Origin of the sequence: Paractinoplanes polyasparticus (assembly GCF_019710575.1) — a bacterium.
GTDB lineage: Bacteria > Actinomycetota > Actinomycetes > Mycobacteriales > Micromonosporaceae > Actinoplanes > Actinoplanes polyasparticus.
In genome coordinates, this window is sequence record NZ_JAHWFK010000045.1 from 150,971 (window position 1) to 169,208 (window position 18,238).

An 18,238-nucleotide genomic window follows, 5' to 3' on the forward strand; every position below is an offset into this window, starting at 1 on the left:
CACACTGCACAGCTCGGACCTGGATGAGACCCGGTTCGTGCTCGCCGAGCACTTCTACTCCAACTTCATCGACATGCTGGAGCCGTCCAGGAGCCTCGACACCCAGATCCGGGTCGCCAAGCTCGGCCCGGTGACAATCGGTGACCTGCGCTTCGGCACGGACCTCAAGCTGAGGCTGCACGAGCTCGGCGCGTACCACGTCGACGTGCTTCTGTCCGGCCGACTTGAATGGCAGCAGGGCAGGGATGAACCCGAGGTGGCCACCGACACCAGCGGGGCAGTGTTCCAGCCGGCCGGCGACACAGTTCTGCACCGGTGGACCGGCGACTGCCGATTGCTGGCGATCAAGATCGAGCGCGAAGCCCTCGAGTTGCAGCTGGCTCGCATGCTCGACACGCCCGTAAGCTCGCCGATTCCGCTCAGCCGCCGGCTGGACCACTCCCAGGGACCCGGCCGCACCTGGACCAACATGGTCCGGCTGTTCGCCGCGGACGCATTCGGCGAGCACCCAGGCCTGACGCAAGACCCACTCGTGGCCGAGCCCCTTCAGGAGATGCTCCTGCGCGGACTGCTGCTGGCGAACGACCACCCGTACCGGGACCGGCTGGCCACGACCGGCGGACCCTACCCAGCGCCCCGCGCGATACGACAGGCGATCGACGTCCTGCACGACCGGCCCGACCAGGCGATCACGATCGCCAAATCGCGGACATCACCGGTGTCAGCGAACGGGCGCTGCAGGCGGGCTTCCAGCGCTACGTCGGCATCTCCCCCACCACGTACCTGCGTCAAGTCCGCCTTGACCGCGTCCATGAGGAGCTTCGGCAGGCGGACCCCGACCGGACGACGGTGGCAGACGTCGCACAGCGCTGGGGATTCCGACACCTCGGGCGTTTCGCGGGTTGCTACCGTGCGCGGTACGGCGTGTCACCGTCCCAGACTCTCAAAGTCTTCGCAGGCGCCGGCAAGCCTCGGTGAGCTGGTCCTGGGTTGCGGTGGTGGAACGCTATTTCGTGGCGGTCACCGCGGTGGCTGTCACGGTGCCGTCGGAGCCGGTGGCGCCCTGGACCGTAACCGACTGGCCGGCCTTCACGTCGGAGAGCTTGCTCGTGGTCGAGGTCGACACGGTTGTCTTGCCGTCGGTCCTGACGGTCACCACCGAGCCGTCGGACTTCTCGATGTAGATGGTGGCGCCGTTGACGAGCTTGACCTTGCCGGAGGTGGGAGCCGCGGCCGCAGTGGTGGCCTGGCCGCCGAAGGTCGGCAGGGCACCCGCGGTCGCGCCGTAGCCGGCCCGGTTCTGGCCACCGCCGAAGGCGCCGGGCCGGGCGGCCGCGGGCGTGTCCGCCGGACCGTAGTTCTTCTGAACCTGCAGGCCGCCGACGAAGCCGCCGGTCAGAAGGACGATCGCGCCCAGCACGACCGTGCCCTTGTCCCACCAGCGGCGCGGCGCGGCCCGGGCCAGTTCGGCGGCGAGGCCGTCGTCCCGGTCTCCGGGGGCCAGAACTACGGTGTCGTCGTTGGTCGGGGTCACAACGGATCCTTACTCGTAGCGCAGGGCGTCGATGGGACGCAGGCGGGCAGCGCGGGCGGCGGGCAGGCCACCGAAGAACAGACCGATCGCGATCGAGACGCTCAGGGCCAGGGCGACCGAGCTGGGGACGATCACCGGTTGGACGCCGACGATCACGAAGCTGCTGCCGATCAGCGCGGCCACCACGCCGAGGGCGCCGCCGATCACGCTGAGCAGGGTCGCCTCGATGAGGAACTGGGTCAGGATCGTGCGGCGGGGCGCGCCCAGCGCCTTGCGGATGCCGATCTCCCGGGTCCGCTCGGTCACCGTGACCAGCATGATGTTGGTGATGCCGATGCCGCCGACGAGCAGGCTGATCGCGGCCACCGCCCCGAGCAGGGTGGTGAAGGTGTCGGCGGTCTCGGTCTGGGTCTCGAGCAGTTGCGAGGCATTCTGGATCCGGTACGGCGTACTGGTATTGCCGCCTACGTCCAGCTGCTGGTCGAGGATCGCCGACACCTGGGACTGCACGGCGTCGACCTTGGCCGGGCCGGCCGCCTCGACCAGGATCGACGTGAGCGGGCCGTAGCCGGTGAGCACCTGCCGCACGGCGGTCAGTGGGGCCACGGCGGTGTCGTTCGCGTCCTGGAAGCCGGTCGAGCTCTTCTGGTCGAGCACCCCGACCACGGTGAACAGCGCCCCGCCCACGGTGACCTGCTTGTCGATCGGGTCGACGCCGGCGAACAGCTCCTCGGCCACGGTCTGCCCGATCACCACGACGCGCCGGCCCTGCGCCTCGTCGTCCGCGGTGAACGCCGCGCCCCGCCCGACCGGGGTGTTGGACGCGGTGAACCAGCTCGGCGTGGCGCCCACGAATGTGCTGACCTCGTGGTCGGAGCCCTCGTAGGTCACCGTGGCCGACGAGCTGACCACCGGTGACACCGACTTCACGTCGGGGGCGAGCACGGGATCGACCAGCGCGCCGGCCATCTTCTCGGTCAGCGCGGAGCCGGCGCGGCTCGTGCTCAACACGGTGATCGTGTTCGTGCCCAGCGCCTCGATGCGGTCGCTGATCGCCCGGGCCGAGCCGTTGCCGACCGCGACCAGCAGGATCACAGCGGCCACCCCGATGAGGATGCCGAGCATGGTCAGCGACGAACGCAGCTTGTTGGCCGACAGCCCGCGCAGGGCGAAGCGGACGACTTCGGAGAAGGTCATGCGACACCCACCGGGCTCTGGCGGACGTCGTGGACGATCCGGCCGTCGACGAGACGGATCAGGCGTTTGGCGCGCGCGCCGACGTCGGGCTCGTGCGTGATGATCACGATGGTGCGGCCGGCCGCGCTGAGTTGGTCGAACACCTGCAGCACGTCGTCGGTGGAGCGGCTGTCGAGGTTGCCGGTCGGCTCGTCGGCCAGCAGCAGGGCCGGCTCGGTGACCAGCGCCCGGGCCACCGCCACGCGCTGCTGCTGACCACCGGAGAGCTGGTTCGGTTCATGGCGGGCCCGGTCCGCGAGTCCGACCACCTCCAGGGCGGCCAGGGCGCGGCGCCGTCGTTGTTTCGGCTTGATTCCGGCGTACGCGAGGGGAAGCTCGACGTTGGCCAGGGCGCTCGCGCGCGGGATGAGGTTGAACGCCTGGAAGATGAACCCGATCAGCCGGTTACGGGCCAGGGCCAGCTGCCGGTCGGCCAGTTCGCTGACATCCACGCCGTCCAGCAGGTAGGCGCCCGAGGTCGGCACGTCGAGCGCGCCCAGGATGTTCATCAGGGTCGACTTGCCCGAGCCGGACGAACCCATGATCGCCACGTAGTCGCCGCGCCCGACGGTCATCGACACGCCGCGCAGCGCGTGCACGGTGGCCTCGCCCTCGCCGTACCGCTTGGTGAGATTCCGCACGTCGAGGACCGGCCGGCTCATCGCGGGCCCCCGCCGCCCGGAAAGCCCCCGGTGCCGCCGCCCGAAAAGCCACCGGGGAAGCCCCCGCGGTTGCCCGTCTCCCCCGTCGTGGTGGACGTCGTCCGCAGCACGACGCGCTCCCCCGCCGACACCCCCGAGGTGATCTGGGTGGTGCTGTCGCCCTCCAGGCCGATCTCGACCGGGCGGACCTCCTCGGCGGCGCCGTTCAGCACGGTCACCGAGTGCCGATTCCCGACCGTGGTGATCGCCGAGGAGCTGACCATCAGGGCGTTCCGGACGGTGCCGGTGGTCACCGCGACGCTCACCGTCTGCCCGGCCTTGACGCCGGCCGGCACCTTGTCGAGCGAGAGCGTGACGCCGTACGTGACGACGTCTTCGGCGGTCGTGGCGGAGGGGTCGATCGCGCTGACCCGGCCCGTGGCCGACGTGCCGTCGAGCGCGTTCCACGTGATCGTGGCCGGCTGCTTCTCCTTGAGCCTGGTCGCGTCGGCCTCGGCGAAGGCGGCCGTGATCTGCATCTTCGTCAGGTCCTGGATCTCGACGAAGCCGGTGGACGAGGACGACTCGGGCTGCGCGGCCGACGCTTGGCCGCCGCTCCCGCTGGAGCCACCCCCGGACGAACTGCCCAGCGTGCCGTTGACCGCGGTGACCGTGCCGGCCATCGGCGCCGTGAGGACGGTGCCGTCGACCGCCGCCTCGGCCTCGTCCACCGCCAGTTCGGCCTGCTCGACCTCGTTCTCGGCATCGGACGTGTCGGAGCCGGCGTCCTCGGCCCGATCGACCGCGTCCTGGGCCGCGTCGAGGTCGGCGTTCGCCGCGTCCAGCAAGCGCTGCGCGTCGGCCGGGTCCACCCTCGCGAGCACCTGCCCCTTGGCGACCTTCTGACCGACCCGTACGGAGATGGAGGTGACGGTGCCGCCGGTGGCGAAGCTCGCGGTCGCCGTGCCGGCGCTCTCGACCGTCCCATCGGCGGTCACCGTCCTGGTGACTGTTCCCTCCTGCACGGCAACCGTGCGGGTCGAGGCGGCAGCGGCCGGTGTGTCGTCCCCGGCGAGGGTCCGGTAGGCCCAGAAACCCCCGGCCAGCAGGACGACGCCGAGGGCGGTGTTGACCGCCACCGCGGGACGTCGCAGGGTGAGGCGCGCAGGCATGCCGGACACTGTGGCGGCCGGGCCTCGGAGGAGCTTCGGCGCAACCTGGGAGCCACCTCAGAGCGCGGTTGCCGGCAGCACCACCCGGAAGGTCGCGCCCCCGCCGGGCGCCGGATCGAGTTCGACCCAGCCGCCGTGGTCGTGCACCAGCGCGGCCGCGATGGACAGGCCCAGCCCGGAACCGCCGCCCTTGCCGCGGAAACGGCTGGGATCGGCACGGTAGAGCCGCTCGAAGACCCGCGGGGCGTGCTCGGCGGGAATCCCGGGCCCGTTGTCGGTCACCTCGAGCACCGCGACCTCGGCACCGACCGGCGTGACCACCCCGGAGACGACACTGCCGGGCGCCGGCGGCCGGGCGGGCATCACTCCCACCCGTACGGTGATCCGGGCGTTCTTCGGGGTGTGCTGGAGCGCGTTGGCGACCAGGTTGGTGGCGACCTGCCGCAGCGCGTGCTCGTCGCCCAGCACCGTGGCCGGGTCGAACGTGTCGTCGTCGTCGCGCAGGCCGGCCAGCAGCACAGTCCGCGCGGGCGCGCGGGCGTGCGCGTCCCGGATCGTGTCGGCCGCCACCTCGAGCAGGTCGACCGGGCGCCGGGCCAGCGGGCGCTGCTGGTCGAGGCGGGCCAGCATCAGCATGTCCTCGACCAGCACGCTCATCCGGCCCGCCTCCGACTCGATGCGGTCGAGCGCCGGGCCGGGCGTGACACCACCGCGCCGGTACAGCTCGGCGAAGCCGCGGATCGAGGTCAGCGGCGTACGCAGCTCGTGCGAGGCGTCGGCCAGGAACTGGCGCATCCGGCGCTCGGACGCGGTGCGGGCGCCGACCTCGGTCTCGATCCGGCCCAGCATCGAGTTGAGCGCCAGGCCGAGGCGGCCCGGTTCGGTGTGCGGATCCGTGTCGGCCACCCGGCCGCTCAGGTTGCCCGCCGAGATGTCGGCGGCCAGGCGTTCCATGGCGGTCAAGGGCCGCAACCCCAGCCGTACGACGAAAGCCGCGCCCAGACCGAGCAGGCCCAGCACCAGCACGCTCACGCCGAGGTCGATCAGCAGCAGGTGGTCGGTCGTCTGGTCCACTTCGGCCAGTGAGACCCCGGCCACCGTGAAGCCGTCGTCGTTCGCGTTCGCGACGGCGATCATCCGCCACTCGGTGCTGCCGTCGCTGGAGCTGACGGTGTACGGACCGTCGGTGCTCAGCTCGCTCGTCACGGGGATCGGCGGCCGGCCGAGGTCGGCCGACGAGCTGAACTCCGGGATCAGCACGCCGTTGCCGTCGCACCGGTAGATGACCTGGTCGGGGCCGAGGTTCTTCAGCGGCTTGGCGTCGTCGGGACGGGCGTACCGGGAGTAGCGGGCGCCGGGCAGAGTCGGCGAGACGGTGTAGTCGGGCGGCGGCTTGGCCAGCACGCGGGACATGCCGCGCAGCTGGTCGTCGATGCGGGCCTCCAGGTAGGAGCGGATCAGCAGCAACCCGGCGACGTTGGCGCTGAGCAGCGCGACCGCGGTGAGGACTCCCACCACGAGCACGAGGCGGGAACGAAGGGTCCAGTGGGTCCAACGCCGCATGTCAGTCGTCGCTACGCGGCAGGCGCAGCGAGTAGCCGACGCCGCGGACGGTGTGGATGAGCGGCGGGCCGACCTTGTCGATCTTGCGGCGCAGGTAGTAGACGTACGACTCGACGATGCGCCCGTCGCCGCCGAAGTCGTACTTCCACACCCGGTCCAGGATCTGCGCCTTGCTGACCACCCGGCCCGCATTGATCAGCAGGTACTTCAGCAGGTTGAACTCGGTCGGCGAGAGGTCGGCGACGCGGCCCGCCCGGCGCACCTCGTGGGCGTCCTCGTCCATCTCGAGGTCGGCGTAGCGCAGCACCCCACCGGCCGGCGCCGCGTCCGGCTCACCGTGGGTGCGGCGCAGAATGGCGCGGATCCGCAGCACGACCTCTTCCAGGCTGAACGGCTTGGTGACGTAGTCGTCGGCCCCGGCCGAGAGGCCGGCGATGCGGTCCTCCCGGGCGTCGCGCGCGGAGAGGAACAGGACCGGCACCCGCGAGCCGGTGGCCCGCAGCCGCCTGGCCACGTCGAAGCCGTCCAGGTCGGGCAGCATCACGTCGAGGACGACGAGGTCGGGCTCGAACTCCTCGACCACGACCAGGGCGCGGTGGCCGGTCTCGGCCACACGGACGTCGAACTCGACGAGGCGCAGGGTCGCGCTGAGCAGCGCGGAGATGTTGGGCTCGTCGTCGACGACCAGCACCTTGGCGGTGCGCGTCGCGGCGCGGGATTCAGTCAGCACGTCGAAGGAGTACCAACGCCGCCTAGGAATTGCCTATGAACTTGTGTGGAGTCAGCTGTATCACCACGTGCGGGCTATCTCGTCACCCGCCGACAAGCCCTTGATGATCTCGGTGTACTGGTCGCCGCGCAGCCCGATCGTCACCTCGATCGTCGCGTTGCCCTTCCGGACGACGCCCTTGTCGCCGGCCACGTCGTGAACGGCGGCGCTGGGCACGCGCAGCACCCCACTCCTGGCGCCGGTCGTCACGCGGACCGAGGCGCTCCGGCCCACCAGCAGATCCTCGGGTTTGTCGTCGAACGAGAGCACCACGCCGTAGCGAACCATCGTGCCGTCGCTGGTGCCGACGGGGTCGACCTGCACGACGGCGGCGTGGAACTCGGCGCCCGCCCGGTCGGCCAGAGTGACGACGGCCTTCTGCCGCACGGCCAGGCAGTCGGCGTCGGCCTCGGGGAAGTCCGCGCTGATCTGCATGTCGTGGACGTCGGCCAGCGTTATGAAGCTGTTACCGGCGGTGACCTGGCTGCCGACCTTGCCGCTCACGCTGAGGACACGGCCCGCGATGGGCGCCTTGATCGTCGCGCCGGCCAGGGCGTCCTCGGCGTTCTCGAGGCCCGTTCTGGCCTTGGTGACCCGCTGCTCTGCGCTGAGGATGGCGTCGCCGCCACCCTGCTGGGTGCCACCTTGCTGACCGCCGCCTTGCCGGGCACCGCCGCTCGCGGTGCAACTCGCCCCGGAGCCTGGGTTTCCGCTCGGGCTGCCGCCGGCGGACCGTCCGGGTGCCGCGGTTGCGGTCGGGGCGGCGCTTCGCGTGGGCGTGGCGCCTCCCGGGGGCGTGGCGCTTCGTGTTGGCGTGGCGCTTCGTGTCGGTGTGACGCTTCGCGTCGGTGTGGGCGTGCTGCTCGTCGGTTTCGGCATGGCGCCGGGGCTGACCGAGCGCGTCTGCGCCGTGGTGGCAGCAACATACCCTGCGGCTGTGTTCGAGCCGCAGCCGTTGCCGGTTCCGGAGTTCGCGGCATCGTCCCGAGCCTCGGCGAGCGCGTCCTCCGCGTCGTCCAGCGAATCCTGCGCGTCGCCGACCGCCTCGGCCGCGTCCGTGTCGTCGACCTTGGCCAGCACCTGACCCGCGGTGACGCTGGTCCCGGCCCGCACGGCGACACTCTCGACCGTGCCGGCAACCGAGAACGAGAGGCTGCGCGTCTGCGCCGGCTGCACCGTGCCCGTGGTCGCCACCTCGGTCGTCACCGTGCCTTTGTCCACGGCCACGGTCTCGGCCCCCTCCGGTTCGTCGGTGGCATCTGCCGTCACCGCCCGCACCACCCCGAACCCGGCGAGTGCGAGCACAACGACCGCCACCGCACCCCAGATCCAGCGCCGCCGGCCGCCCAGTGCTTCACCCATGGCCGGGAAGTGTCATGTCTCCTCCTCGCCGCCGCCTCCAACCCACCTCGAAGTTCCCTCGGAGAGGGTGGACACAGGACGCGCACATGAGGCTCCGAGGTTGCTCCGAGGCTGCGCCCACGTGGCGGCGAGGTGGGGCGGCTTAGGTCTGTGCGACATCCGCGGCCGAGGAAAGAAGGCATCGTGACCAGAGCCGGTTCTCAGGTGTACCGCCGGGCGGCGGGGCTGATCGTGGCTACTGCTGCTGTCCTGTTCGCCGCGGCCTGCGGGGGCGGGTCGGATTCCGACGGGGCCGGCGGGGGTGCTACCGCGGGCGGCGAGCGGAACAACGCTTTCACCGCGTACACCGAATGTCTGCAGAAGAACGGCGTCACCGTCACCATGCCGCCGGGCGGGTCCCGGACGCGGCCGTCGGGTGGGCCCGATGGCGCCGGCTTCCCGTCGGGGATGCCGCGGCCGGACGGTAGCGCCGGTGCTCCGCGGCCGGAACGCAGCGGCGGCTTCCCGGGCGGGGCAATGTTCGGCAAGCCGGACGGTGTCGACGACGCGACCTGGCAGAAGGCGCAGGAGGCGTGCTCGTCGCTGCGGCCCTCCGGACGGCCCGGCGGCGGCGACGGCAACCGGGGTGACGGGCGGAACGCCGCCTATGAGAACTGCCTCAAGGAGAACGGCGTCACCGACCCGTCCCGGCTGGACACCAGCGATGCCACGGTGAAGAAGGCTGTCGAGACTTGCAAGGTGCTCCGGCCGGCAGCGAGCGCCACGCCGACCGCCTGAGAATGCTCCGCGCCGGCGCTGCCGCAGGCCCCCCGTGACGGCAGCGTCGGCGCGGCCCGTGTTCGCGCTCCCTTCGCAGGCCGGCGCGCTGCCCTCGCAGGCCGGCGCGCTCGTCCCGTCGGCTCTCCCCGAAGCCGAACCGGGCCGGGGCCCGCGGTGTCAGTAGCGGCGGGACTGTTCGTTGAGCTGGGACCAGCGGCCGGCGCGGTCGCGGCGGCGGCAGGCGACCAGGTGGCCGGCGAGGATGGCGGGCTGGCCGCCGCGGACGCAGGCGTCGGCGCCGGCGGTCAGCACACCGGCCACCATTTCGGCCGGGGCCTCCTCGTCGACCAGGGCGACGATCATCGAGCGGCGCGGCAGGACGCGGCGGGCCGTCTCGACGTCGTGGACGTGGCCCGCGGCGATCAGCACGATCTCGTCGGCGCCGATGTCGTCGAGGTCGGCTGCCCGGCGCAGGGACCAGCCGGGCGGCAGGTGCTGGGGCAGGCCGGCCACGCGACCGGGATGACCGAGATAGGCCACGACGGGCAGGGCACCGGCCACGGTGGCGGGCAGGCCGGCCGGGTTGATCGGCAGGTCGGTCGCGGTCGCGGTGAAGTCGCGGTGGCCGGTGTTGCTGTTCAGCGAAACGAGCACGGAGCTCATCCCCCTTTCGGCGGGCTTTCGGTACCCCTTCACCATTCGCCCGCCGGCTGAGTCACCCATGTGCCCTGCCTGTGGGTTCGCTGTTCAGACCGATTCGCGGGCCACCACGCGCACGATGTCGGCCGCGGGCAGCGTCGGCGCGGCCCGGCCGTTCATGGCGGCCACCACCGTGGCCGCCAGGTGGGCGCCGGCCACGGCCTGGTCGGTGGTCACCGTGGTCAGCGGCGGGTCGGACAGGCGGGCCGGCACGATGTCGTCGACGCCGATCACGGCCAGGTCGCCGGGGACGGACCGCCCGGCCCGGCGCGCGCCGGCCAGCACGGCCAGCGCCACCTCGTCGTTGTAGGCGCAGACGGCCGTCACGCCGGTCGCCTGCCACCGCCGTACGGCCTCGGAAGCGGCCGCCGGGTCGAGCGGAACCGTCAGCCCGACCGGCGTCGGCAGGCGGAGGGCGGCGCACGCGGCGCGGACGCCGGCCAGCCGCGGCTCGGCGAAGAACCGCACGCGGGGGTCGTCGGGATAGGCGTAGCCGAGCCGCGTGTGCCCGGCCCGGGCGAGGTGCTCAGCCTGGCGGCGCCCGACGAGCTCCTGCGGCACGGCCAGCTCGCGCCCCCGGTCGCGGCGCGACAGGGCCACCACGAGCGCGACCCCGGCCGAGCGCATGGCCGCCGTCTCGGCGTCCGAGAAGCCGGTGTACGCGATCACAGCGGCGGGCGTGATCGCCTTCCACAGCTCGGACATCGGGCGGTCCTCGCGGTTGCCGGGATGCACGACGAGGGTGAGGCCGTGCCGGGCCAGCGCGGCGGACAGGTGGCCCAGGTTGGAGCCCACCTCGGGGCCGATCGGCCAGTCGGGCAGCAGGCACAGCACCACGTCGGAGCGGCCGGTGCGCAAGGTGCGGGCGGCGGCCGACGGCGAGTAGCCGAGCTGGGCGGCGGCGTCGCGCACCCGATCGCGGGTGCCGGGCGAGATGGTCTGGCGCGGCGTGTCGTTGAGGACATAGCTGACCGTCGCGCGGGACACTCCGGCCAGCCGGGCGACGTCCGCGCTGGTGACTCGTTTGGTGGTGGAGTCGGCCATGACAACCAAACTTACACGTGTAACCATGGGGACATGACGTCCGACCTCGCCGCCCTCGTCAAGTCGCTCGACCTGCCGGCCAAGGTGCGCCTGCTCACCGGCGCTTCGGCATTCACGCTCGCCGATGAGCCGTCGATCGGGCTGCACGAGATGCGCTTCTCCGACGGCCCCACCGGCGTACGCGGCCTGAAGTTCACCGGCGGCCGGGTGGTCACCCTCTTCCCCAACGCGACGCTGCTCGCCTCGGCCTGGGACGAGCAGAGCGCGTACGAGGTCGGCCGGCTCCTCGCCGAGGAGGCGATGGCCCAGCGGATCCACGTCGTGCTCGGCCCGACGATCAACCTGCACCGCACGGCGCTGGGCGGGCGGCTCTTCGAGGCGTACTCGGAGGACCCGCTGCTCACCGGCAGGCTGGCCGCCGCCTACGTGCGCGGCCTGCAGGACAGCGGCGTCGGCGCGTGCCTCAAGCACCTGGTCGCCAACGAGAGCGAGACCGAGCGCAACACCGTGAACTCGGTCGTCGACGCCAAGACGCTGCACGAGCTCTACCTGCTGCCGTTCGAGATCGCGATCGAGGACGCCGGCGCGTGGTCGGTCATGGGCGCGTACAACGACGTCAACGGCGTGGCCTCGACCGAGAACCACCACATCAACAACGAGGTGGTCAAGGGCGCCTGGGGCTACCCGGGCCTGATCATGTCGGACTGGTTCGCCACCAAGACGGTGGCGCCGGCCGCGAACGGCGGGCTCGACCTGGTCATGCCGGGGCCGGACGGGCCGTGGGGCGACGCGCTGACGGCCGCGGTGCGGGCGGGCGAGGTCGACGAGGCGGTGATCGACGACCACGTGACGCGGCTGCTGCGGCTGGCCGAGCGGGTGGGCGCGCTCGACGCCCCGCGCGAGTACCCGGCCGACCTTCCGGCTCCCACTTCCCTCGTACGGCGGGAGCAGTTGACCCGGCTGGCCGCGCGCGGCATCACCGTGCTCAAGAACGACCGCGACCTGCTGCCGCTGGACCGGTCGGCCGGGGTCGCGCTGATCGGGCGGCACGCGGTCGAGACGATCACCATGGGCGGCGGCTCGGCCGGCGTGAACCCGCCGTACCAGGTCAGCGTGGCCGAGGGCCTGAGCGCGCTGCTCGGCGACCGGGTCACCGTGGTCGACGGCGTGGACGTGCGGACGCAGCCCGTGCCGGCCCGGGGCGGTTTCCTGACCGCGCCCTCGAACGGGCAGCCGGGCATCGACGTCATCCTGTACGACGCCGCGGGCGGCGAGCTCGAGCGGCGCTATTGCGCGCAGGCCAAGACGATGATCGGCATGGACGACGACGGCTTCACCGGAACCGTCGCCTCGGCCCGCCTGGTGGCCGACGTGCACAGCGACGGGCCGGCCGAACTGGGCGTGATGGGTGTCGGCGACTGGACGGTGTCCGACGGGACGTCGTTCCCGCTGCGCGCCTCGGGCAGCGGCATCGGCGAGGAGGTGCTCACCCCGCCCACCCACACGTTCGTCCCGTCGACGGCGCCGGACCGCCTCGAGGCTCAGGTGACGATCGACGGCATGGGGCTGTACGGGCTGATCGGCAACGCGGCGTCGCGCGAGACGGTCGACGTGATCGACGACGCCGTGCGGGCGGCCGCGGGCGCCGACGTGGCCGTGGTCGTGGTCGGCCTCACCGAGGAGCAGGAGACGGAGTCGGTCGACAAGACCACCCTGCGGCTGCCCGGCGCCCAGGACGCGCTGGTCGAAGCGGTGGCCGGGGCGGCCCGGCGTACGGTCGTGGTCGTCAACGCGGCCACGCCGGTGCTCATGCCGTGGCTGCCCCGGGTCGACGCCGTGCTTTGGGCCGGGCTGCCCGGTCAGGAGGGCGGTCACGCCGTGGCCGCGGCCCTGCTGGGCGACATCGAACCGGCCGGCCGGCTGGTCACCACGTTCCCGGCGGCCGACGGTGCGGCCCCGGCGTGGTCGGTGACGCCGGTCGACGGCCGGCTCGAGTACGGCGAGGGCACCTTCATCGGCTACCGCGGCCACTTCGCGGGCCGCGCCCCCGAGCCGGCGTTCTGGCTGGGACACGGGCTCGGTTACGGCGAGTGGGAGTACAGCGACGTGCGGCTGGTGACCGGCGACGCGCCCTCGCTCACGGTGACCGTGAAGAACGTCGGGCGGCGCGAGAGCCGCGAGGTCGTGCAGGTCTACCTGCGCCCGGTGGAGCCGGACGAGCCCGTACGCCTGGTCGGCTGGACGGCCGTGACCGTCGAGCCCGGCAAGTCGGCCCGGGTGACCGTCCACACCGACCGCCGGCTGTGGCGCCGGTGGGACACCACGGCGCAAACCTGGTCGGACCGGCTGGCCGACGGCGGCAAGTTCCTCGTCGCCCGGGGCCTGGGAGACATCCGCGCGACAGTCTCCTGATCGTGGCGGCGCCCGCCTGGCATACTCGTCAGCTGCCGTGACGTACGAACCGTCTGGATGACGCCGTGACCGCTGCGCCCGAACGTGTGGGGCTCGAGAGGCTCGAGCCCTCTTCAGCGGTGCGCCCGGACGTCATCCTGGACGCCATGCGCCGCGAGGCCGAGCGGCACAAGGCGCTGCTGGCGGGCGGCCGCACGATGGTGCCCAACCACTACACGGTCGGCCTCTCCGCCTACGACCACCGGCGCTGGGCCCCGCACGCCGCCCGGCTGGCGCAGGAGCTGGCCACCCATCAGGCGGCGCTGATCGCCGAGCAGGCCTGGATCGTCTACGGCGACGTCTCGGTCGAGGTCTTCCAGGGCGACGACCTCGACACCGGTACGTTCCGGGTGGCCGCGCTGCTCGAACCGGACCCGCCGCCCCCGCGCCCCGCTCCGGCCCCCGACGACGCGGTCGCGACGCTGGTCAGCGCCGAGGGTCTGGCCTGGGGCCTGCCGTCGGGCCTGACCGTGCTCGGCCGCGACCGCGAGGCCGGCGTGCGCCTGCGCGACCCCGGCGTCTCCCGCCGCCACCTGATCATCGAGGTCCACGACGACCGGATCACCCTGACCGACCTCGGCTCGCACAACGGCACCCGGGTCAACGGCCACCCCATCGCCACCGTCGACCTGCGCCCCGGCGACACGATCGAGATCGGCGGCACGGTCCTCACGCTGCGCCTGCGCTGAGCGGCCTCACCCTCGCTCCCCGATGTTCTCCACCAGGCTGAAGTGGTAGAGGTCGCGCCGGATCAGGGCCGGATCCACCGTGCCGGGCGGCATGGGCGACCGACCGCCCAGAACTCCAGTCGACCTCGACGGTTCCGGGACCGCACCGTCCGCCGCGCGCGGCGCCCAGGCCGGGTCGGCGGCGTCCGACAGCACCTGGGTCCCCGCGAACCGGCCGGTCGCCGGGTCGATCAGCAGGTCGTACGACTTGCCGCCGCCCTGGCCGCCGGCGAAGGCCCCGATCAGCGCGGCGAAGCGGACGATCACCAGGCGGCGACCGTCCACCCCCGTTTCGCCGACGCTGACCGGGAGCTCCCCCAGCACCCGGTAGAGCGCGACGCGCCGCTCCACCGGAATCAGCGGGTCGAGGACTGCCATCTCGTAGATCGCGCCCCAGACCTGCTCGTCCTCGGACACCCCGGCGTAGGTCGTGATGCGGTCGATGAAGTCGCGCCGCGCCGCCGTCGGCTCGGTGGGACCGGCCACCAGCGACGTCAGCTCGAGAAAGGGCCGCTTGCCGGGCGGCGTGGAGCGATGGGGATCCTTCGCGTTCTCCGACGCCCAGGCCGGCGGAATCGGATCGGCCGGGGACAGGCTGCCGCGGGCCGAGGCGACATAGGCCGTCGTGGCCGGTTCGATCCACGTCTCCGCGCGTTCCCGGTACGGCCTCCCGTCGGCCAGGTCGATGTCGATCATCCAGCTCTCCTGGTAGATCAACTGCCCGGCCCGCGGCCGGTACGGCGTGGCGTTCCCGGCCGCGGCGATCAGGTCGTCGAACACGCGCCGCACCTCGGCCGGATCCGACGACAGCGGATGCGGCTGCGGCTGCGAGATGGTGCGCGGCCGCAGGAAGTAGAGCCCGACGCCGACCACGAGCAGCACCGCCGCGGCCGCCGCGACCGGCACCCAGATCCGCCGCATCGTCAGCTGCCAGGCGAGGCGCCGGGGCGCCGGCCGGGCGAACACCCGCTCCCGGACCCGGGCCAGCGCTTCGTCGGACGGCTCGGCGATCCCCGGGGGAAGGTCGCGGACGGCCACCAGGTCGTGATCCATGGGCTTCATCGCGCACCGTCCTCGTCGAGAGCCGCCCGCACCTTGGCCCGCGCCCGGTGCAGCGCCGACTGCACCGATCCGAGCGGAATTCCCAGCGCTTCGGCGATCTCCCCGTACTCCAGCTCCGCCACGGCGAAAAGCATCAGCACGTCGCGCTGGCGGCTCGGCAGCTTCGCGAGTACGGCGGAGAGCCGCGCCACCGACCGCTGCGCGTCGACCCGCTGCGCGGCCGCCTCGTCGTGTCCCGCCTCGTCGGCCGCCACCGCCCGCATGTTGTCCCGCAGGGCCTGGATCTCGATACGCCGGTGCCGCCGCAGAATGTTGGTCGCGATCCCGTACAGCCACGGCAGCCATTCGCCCCGTTCCGGATCGAACCTCGCCCGCCGCTCATGCGCGACCAGGAACGTCTCGGCCACCACATCCTCGGCGACCTGAGCCCCCACCCGCCGCGTGCAATAGCGCAGCAACTCGCGGGCATGCCGCTCGAACACCCCGGCAAGCTCATCGGGCGGCGCAGCGGCCCGGGTCGGCGTCATACCCGTACTTGTCGATTCACGACAGTCATGTTCCCGTACGGTCGCTGTCAGTCGCCGTTGAAACCCCATCGCCTGTCGTTCGGTCGTCGCGGAGCCGGCAGGAGCAACTCGGCCACGGCGCGGAATACGGAGCCGCCCAGGGCGGTCACGCGGTAGGTGGGTATGCGCAGGACGCTCAGGTCGACCAGGGGTTTCGGGGTGCGCCGCAGGTAGTGGACGGTGACGATCAGGGTCGCGGCCGCCGCCACCAGCAGGGCTGTCGCCAGGGGCCAGCGGGGTGCTGTTCGGCCACGCCTTCCAGGCCGGCGATCAGGGCCGCCGTGCCCGCGGCGATTAGCAGGAAGCCTCGCCAGTCGAGGCGGCTGGGGGCGTCGGGACGTCGGGGAACAGGCGGCGGGCCACGACCAGGGCGGCCAGGCCGAGCGGGATGTTGACGAGGAAAATCAGGCGCCAGGACGCGTACGTGCTCAGGACACCGCCGAGGGCGGGCGCGAGCAACGAGGCTGTGAGCGCCGGCCAGGTCAGGTACGCGATGGCGCGTACCTGACCTGCTTTGGGCGTTGTCCTGATCACCACCAGGCGGTCGACCGGCACCATGAGGGCGCCGCCGAGGCCCTGCAGCATCCGGGGCCCCCGGGCCTTCCTGTCCGTCCCCCGATCATCGGCCCTGCCCCAAGATCAGCGGAAGTGACCTCCGGGCAGGAACTGCTCCGGGCGCAGGGCCCGTCCGGTGATCCGCACATCGCCGATCCAGCCGTAGAAGCCCTGCCCGTACTTCAGGTCGAACGACGTCGCGCCGATCACGAACGGCCGGCCGAGCGTGGCGATGCCGCGCGCGGGCTGGGTGGGGTTGCGGGCGATCTTCGAGCCGTTGACGTAGACGATCGAGCGCCGGCCGTCGTTGACGACCGCCAGGTGCTGCCAGACGCCGGTCGGCAGGGCGTGGCTCCACGAGGTCGGGTTGTGGTCGCCGACCTCGGAGTAGAGCACGTACTGCAGGAACCGCTCGCCCGAGACGTTCAGGCTGCACGTGGGCTCGAGATCGGACCAGCCGCTGTGCTTGCCCGCGTCGCCGGCCCGGCCCTCCCAGCTGAGGATGCCCATCCAGGCGTGGTCGCCCTCGAACGGCTCGGGCAGCTTGACGAACGCCTCGATCGTGTAGCCGTCGAGGAACTTGGCCGTGGTGATCGGGGCGCCGGCCGCGGTCTGCAGGGTGGCGCCGCGGTCAGGACCCTTGCCGCCGTCGAAGCGCAGGCTCGCGTGAGCGGGGGCGCCGGCGTGATGCTCGGCCGAGACGGTGAGCGTCTGGTCGGTGCTGTTCGCGAGACGCCGTACGGTGAGATGGTTGCCGCGACCGCTGAGGTCCCTGATCGTGGCGCCGTCGGCTACCGACTGGCCCTTCTCGTCGAACCGCCAGTAGGCGGCGGTGTGCCGGTCGACCACCTGGGCGGCCGGCCGCGGAGCGGGCTGAGCCTGCGGGAAGCGCGCGCCGAAGTCGAAGTCGAGGCTGAACCGGTCGACGTCGCTGGTCAGCTCGATCGTCTCGGCCTCGAGCGGGGTGCGCCGGGCGGGGTCGCGGGCGAGGAACCACGGCGCGAACGTCTCGACGTCGATGCGGTTGCGCACCAGGTCGAAGCGGTAGAGCCGGATCATGCCGGCGCCGCCGTAGTACCTGTCCTGGTAGTTCGTGATGTGGACGTGCACGTCGTGGCCGGCGTCGTTCTTCAGGACCGTGCGGCCGGGCGGCCAGTAGTGCCCGTTGAGCGTCAGGAAGATCTGGTCGTTGCCCTTGATGAGCTGGTCCCAGAGGCGTTGCCCGTTGCCCGAGAGGTACGCCTGTCCCCCGTCGTCCGCGTAGGCGAGGTCATGGGTCGTGACGATCGTCGGAACGCGGTGCTTGGTGAGCGTTTCGCGCGCCCAGGCCAGGCCGCTGTCCGAGATGCGCCAATCGAGCGCCAGAATCAGCCACTTCCGGCCGGCCGCTTCGAGCAGATGGGCGCTGTTGTAGCCGTCCTTCGAGGCGCCCAGGAACGTTTTCGACCGGCGCTGCCGCTGCGGCCCGAAGGTCGACAGGTACGCGCTGGGCCCGCGCTGGTCGTCCTTGGAGCCGTCGATGTCGTGGTTGCCGGCCAGCACGCTGTACGGCAGCTTGCCGTCGATCCTGGTGAACGTCTGCCCGGCCAGCACGATCTCCTGCTCGGTGCCGTGCTCGGTGACGTCGCCCAGGTGGGTCAGGAAGGCGATGTTGTCCTCGGCGCGCTGCTCCAGCAGGTAGCCGAACGTCTCGCGCAGGGGCGCGGGGTCGGCGCTGTCGGCGTCGAACAGGTATTGGGTGTCGGGCAGCACCGCGACCGCGAAGCGGGGACTGTCCTGGTCGAACCGGGCCGGCGTGGCCTGCGCGGGGGCAGCCGTGACAAGGGTCGCGGCGGGCGCGGCGACGGCGGCCCGCAGAAGATTTCTTCGTTCCACACCGGTCAATATGTCGGCCGCATCGCAACATCAGGCGGCGTCAATCCAAACCCTGCGTGATCATCCGAAGCTGATCTTCCGGAGTGCCACCGCCTCCCCCACCCACAGAGAGGATGTTGGTGAGCACCTCCCGCCGGGGTGTGACCCCACCCTCCCACTGACTTCGGGTCCTGCATGGGATTTGTCGGCTCCGGACGGGAGGTGCTCGTGCACTCACCGGAC

Annotated in this window: 17 protein-coding genes and 2 pseudogenes; 5 read left to right on the forward strand and 14 right to left on the reverse strand. The window is 72.1% G+C overall.

The window, feature by feature from the left end:
• Positions 1 to 73 precede the first annotated feature (73 nt).
• A pseudogene (locus KXC43_RS53355) lies at positions 74 to 517 on the forward strand (cupin domain-containing protein); the annotation flags it as partial.
• 194 nt (positions 518 to 711) lie between these two features.
• Positions 712 to 978 (forward strand): helix-turn-helix transcriptional regulator, encoded by a 267-nt coding sequence (locus KXC43_RS53360; RefSeq protein ID WP_369076974.1) that lies wholly within the window; start codon positions 712 to 714, stop codon positions 976 to 978.
• A 28-nt stretch (positions 979 to 1,006) separates the two neighbouring features.
• Here KXC43_RS53360 and KXC43_RS38070 read toward each other — a convergent pair whose 3' ends face one another.
• The 7 genes and pseudogenes from KXC43_RS38070 to KXC43_RS38100 all read right to left on the reverse strand — a co-directional run bounded on the left by KXC43_RS38070 (position 1,007) and on the right by KXC43_RS38100 (position 8,277).
• Entirely contained in the window at positions 1,007 to 1,534 is a 528-nt protein-coding gene (locus KXC43_RS38070) for a hypothetical protein (protein ID WP_221381078.1), read from the reverse strand.
• Between the two features lie 9 nt (positions 1,535 to 1,543).
• Positions 1,544 to 2,731 (reverse strand): ABC transporter permease, encoded by a 1,188-nt coding sequence (locus KXC43_RS38075; protein ID WP_221381079.1) that lies wholly within the window; start codon positions 2,729 to 2,731, stop codon positions 1,544 to 1,546.
• A complete protein-coding gene (locus tag KXC43_RS38080) occupies positions 2,728 to 3,432 on the reverse strand; it encodes an ABC transporter ATP-binding protein (RefSeq protein WP_221381080.1) in 705 nt (234 codons plus the stop codon). The genes KXC43_RS38075 and KXC43_RS38080 overlap by 4 nt, the downstream gene beginning before the upstream one ends.
• A complete protein-coding gene (locus tag KXC43_RS38085) occupies positions 3,429 to 4,583 on the reverse strand; it encodes an efflux RND transporter periplasmic adaptor subunit (protein ID WP_221381081.1) in 1,155 nt (384 codons plus the stop codon). The genes KXC43_RS38080 and KXC43_RS38085 overlap by 4 nt, the downstream gene beginning before the upstream one ends.
• Positions 4,564 to 6,146: pseudogene (locus KXC43_RS38090) on the reverse strand (sensor histidine kinase); the annotation flags it as partial. The pseudogene KXC43_RS38090 and the gene KXC43_RS38085, both read right to left, overlap by 20 nt.
• Position 6,147: 1 nt before the next feature.
• Positions 6,148 to 6,873 carry a response regulator transcription factor gene (locus KXC43_RS38095; protein ID WP_255645554.1) on the reverse strand — a complete coding sequence of 242 codons (726 nt, stop codon included), beginning with the start codon at positions 6,871 to 6,873 and terminating at the stop codon, positions 6,148 to 6,150.
• Positions 6,874 to 6,936: 63 nt separating this feature from the next.
• On the reverse strand, positions 6,937 to 8,277 hold the full coding sequence (locus tag KXC43_RS38100; RefSeq protein ID WP_221381084.1) for an efflux RND transporter periplasmic adaptor subunit: 1,341 nt from the start codon (positions 8,275 to 8,277) through the stop codon (positions 6,937 to 6,939).
• 183 nt (positions 8,278 to 8,460) lie between these two features.
• Between KXC43_RS38100 and KXC43_RS38105 the strand changes: the two genes are divergently transcribed.
• Positions 8,461 to 9,054, forward strand: a complete 594-nt coding sequence (locus tag KXC43_RS38105; protein ID WP_308129443.1) for a hypothetical protein — start codon at positions 8,461 to 8,463, stop codon at positions 9,052 to 9,054.
• A 159-nt stretch (positions 9,055 to 9,213) separates the two neighbouring features.
• Here the strand turns inward: KXC43_RS38105 and KXC43_RS38110 are convergent, their stop codons facing one another.
• Together KXC43_RS38110 and KXC43_RS38115 are read right to left on the reverse strand one after the other, a co-directional pair.
• Entirely contained in the window at positions 9,214 to 9,690 is a 477-nt protein-coding gene (locus KXC43_RS38110; RefSeq protein WP_221381085.1) for a hypothetical protein, read from the reverse strand.
• 93 nt (positions 9,691 to 9,783) lie between these two features.
• The gene (locus KXC43_RS38115; protein ID WP_221381086.1) at positions 9,784 to 10,779 is read right to left on the reverse strand and encodes a LacI family DNA-binding transcriptional regulator; all 996 of its coding nucleotides are present in this window, start codon (positions 10,777 to 10,779) and stop codon (positions 9,784 to 9,786) included.
• Between the two features lie 33 nt (positions 10,780 to 10,812).
• On the opposite strand from KXC43_RS38115, the gene KXC43_RS38120 reads away from it, so the two are divergent.
• Together KXC43_RS38120 and KXC43_RS38125 are read left to right on the forward strand one after the other, a co-directional pair.
• Complete coding sequence (locus tag KXC43_RS38120) at positions 10,813 to 13,191, forward strand: beta-glucosidase family protein (protein WP_221381087.1); 2,379 nt, start codon at positions 10,813 to 10,815, stop codon at positions 13,189 to 13,191.
• Between the two features lie 65 nt (positions 13,192 to 13,256).
• Positions 13,257 to 13,919 (forward strand): FHA domain-containing protein, encoded by a 663-nt coding sequence (locus KXC43_RS38125; protein WP_221381088.1) that lies wholly within the window; start codon positions 13,257 to 13,259, stop codon positions 13,917 to 13,919.
• A 6-nt stretch (positions 13,920 to 13,925) separates the two neighbouring features.
• Here KXC43_RS38125 and KXC43_RS38130 read toward each other — a convergent pair whose 3' ends face one another.
• The 5 genes from KXC43_RS38130 to KXC43_RS38150 all read right to left on the reverse strand — a co-directional run bounded on the left by KXC43_RS38130 (position 13,926) and on the right by KXC43_RS38150 (position 18,016).
• Positions 13,926 to 15,020 carry a hypothetical protein gene (locus tag KXC43_RS38130; protein WP_221381089.1) on the reverse strand — a complete coding sequence of 365 codons (1,095 nt, stop codon included), beginning with the start codon at positions 15,018 to 15,020 and terminating at the stop codon, positions 13,926 to 13,928.
• The gene (locus KXC43_RS38135) at positions 15,017 to 15,547 is read right to left on the reverse strand and encodes an RNA polymerase sigma factor (RefSeq protein WP_221381090.1); all 531 of its coding nucleotides are present in this window, start codon (positions 15,545 to 15,547) and stop codon (positions 15,017 to 15,019) included. Before KXC43_RS38135 ends, KXC43_RS38130 begins: the two co-directional genes overlap by 4 nt.
• 47 nt (positions 15,548 to 15,594) lie before the next feature.
• Complete coding sequence (locus KXC43_RS38140) at positions 15,595 to 15,795, reverse strand: hypothetical protein (RefSeq protein WP_221381091.1); 201 nt, start codon at positions 15,793 to 15,795, stop codon at positions 15,595 to 15,597.
• Between the two features lie 85 nt (positions 15,796 to 15,880).
• Positions 15,881 to 16,171, reverse strand: coding sequence for an MFS transporter (locus tag KXC43_RS38145; protein WP_221381092.1), 291 nt, complete (start codon positions 16,169 to 16,171; stop codon positions 15,881 to 15,883).
• A 54-nt stretch (positions 16,172 to 16,225) separates the two neighbouring features.
• Positions 16,226 to 18,016, reverse strand: a complete 1,791-nt coding sequence (locus KXC43_RS38150; protein WP_221381093.1) for a laminin G domain-containing metallophosphoesterase family protein — start codon at positions 18,014 to 18,016, stop codon at positions 16,226 to 16,228.
• Between the last annotated feature and the right edge of the window lie 222 nt (positions 18,017 to 18,238).

Excerpts from the sequence above, each read along its gene's own strand:
- KXC43_RS38075 (WP_221381079.1), bottom strand. The coding sequence starts at position 2,731 with ATGACCTTCTCCGAAGTCGTCCGCTTCGCCCTGCGCGGGCTGTCGGCC.
- KXC43_RS38080 (WP_221381080.1), bottom strand. The coding sequence starts at position 3,432 with ATGAGCCGGCCGGTCCTCGACGTGCGGAATCTCACCAAGCGGTACGGC.
- KXC43_RS38085 (WP_221381081.1), bottom strand. The coding sequence starts at position 4,583 with ATGCCTGCGCGCCTCACCCTGCGACGTCCCGCGGTGGCGGTCAACACC.
- KXC43_RS38100 (WP_221381084.1), bottom strand. The coding sequence starts at position 8,277 with ATGGGTGAAGCACTGGGCGGCCGGCGGCGCTGGATCTGGGGTGCGGTG.
- KXC43_RS38115 (WP_221381086.1), bottom strand. The coding sequence starts at position 10,779 with ATGGCCGACTCCACCACCAAACGAGTCACCAGCGCGGACGTCGCCCGG.
- KXC43_RS38120 (WP_221381087.1), top strand. The coding sequence starts at position 10,813 with ATGACGTCCGACCTCGCCGCCCTCGTCAAGTCGCTCGACCTGCCGGCC.
- KXC43_RS38130 (WP_221381089.1), bottom strand. The coding sequence starts at position 15,020 with ATGAAGCCCATGGATCACGACCTGGTGGCCGTCCGCGACCTTCCCCCG.
- KXC43_RS38135 (WP_221381090.1), bottom strand. The coding sequence starts at position 15,547 with ATGACGCCGACCCGGGCCGCTGCGCCGCCCGATGAGCTTGCCGGGGTG.
- KXC43_RS38145 (WP_221381092.1), bottom strand. The coding sequence starts at position 16,171 with ATGCTGCAGGGCCTCGGCGGCGCCCTCATGGTGCCGGTCGACCGCCTG.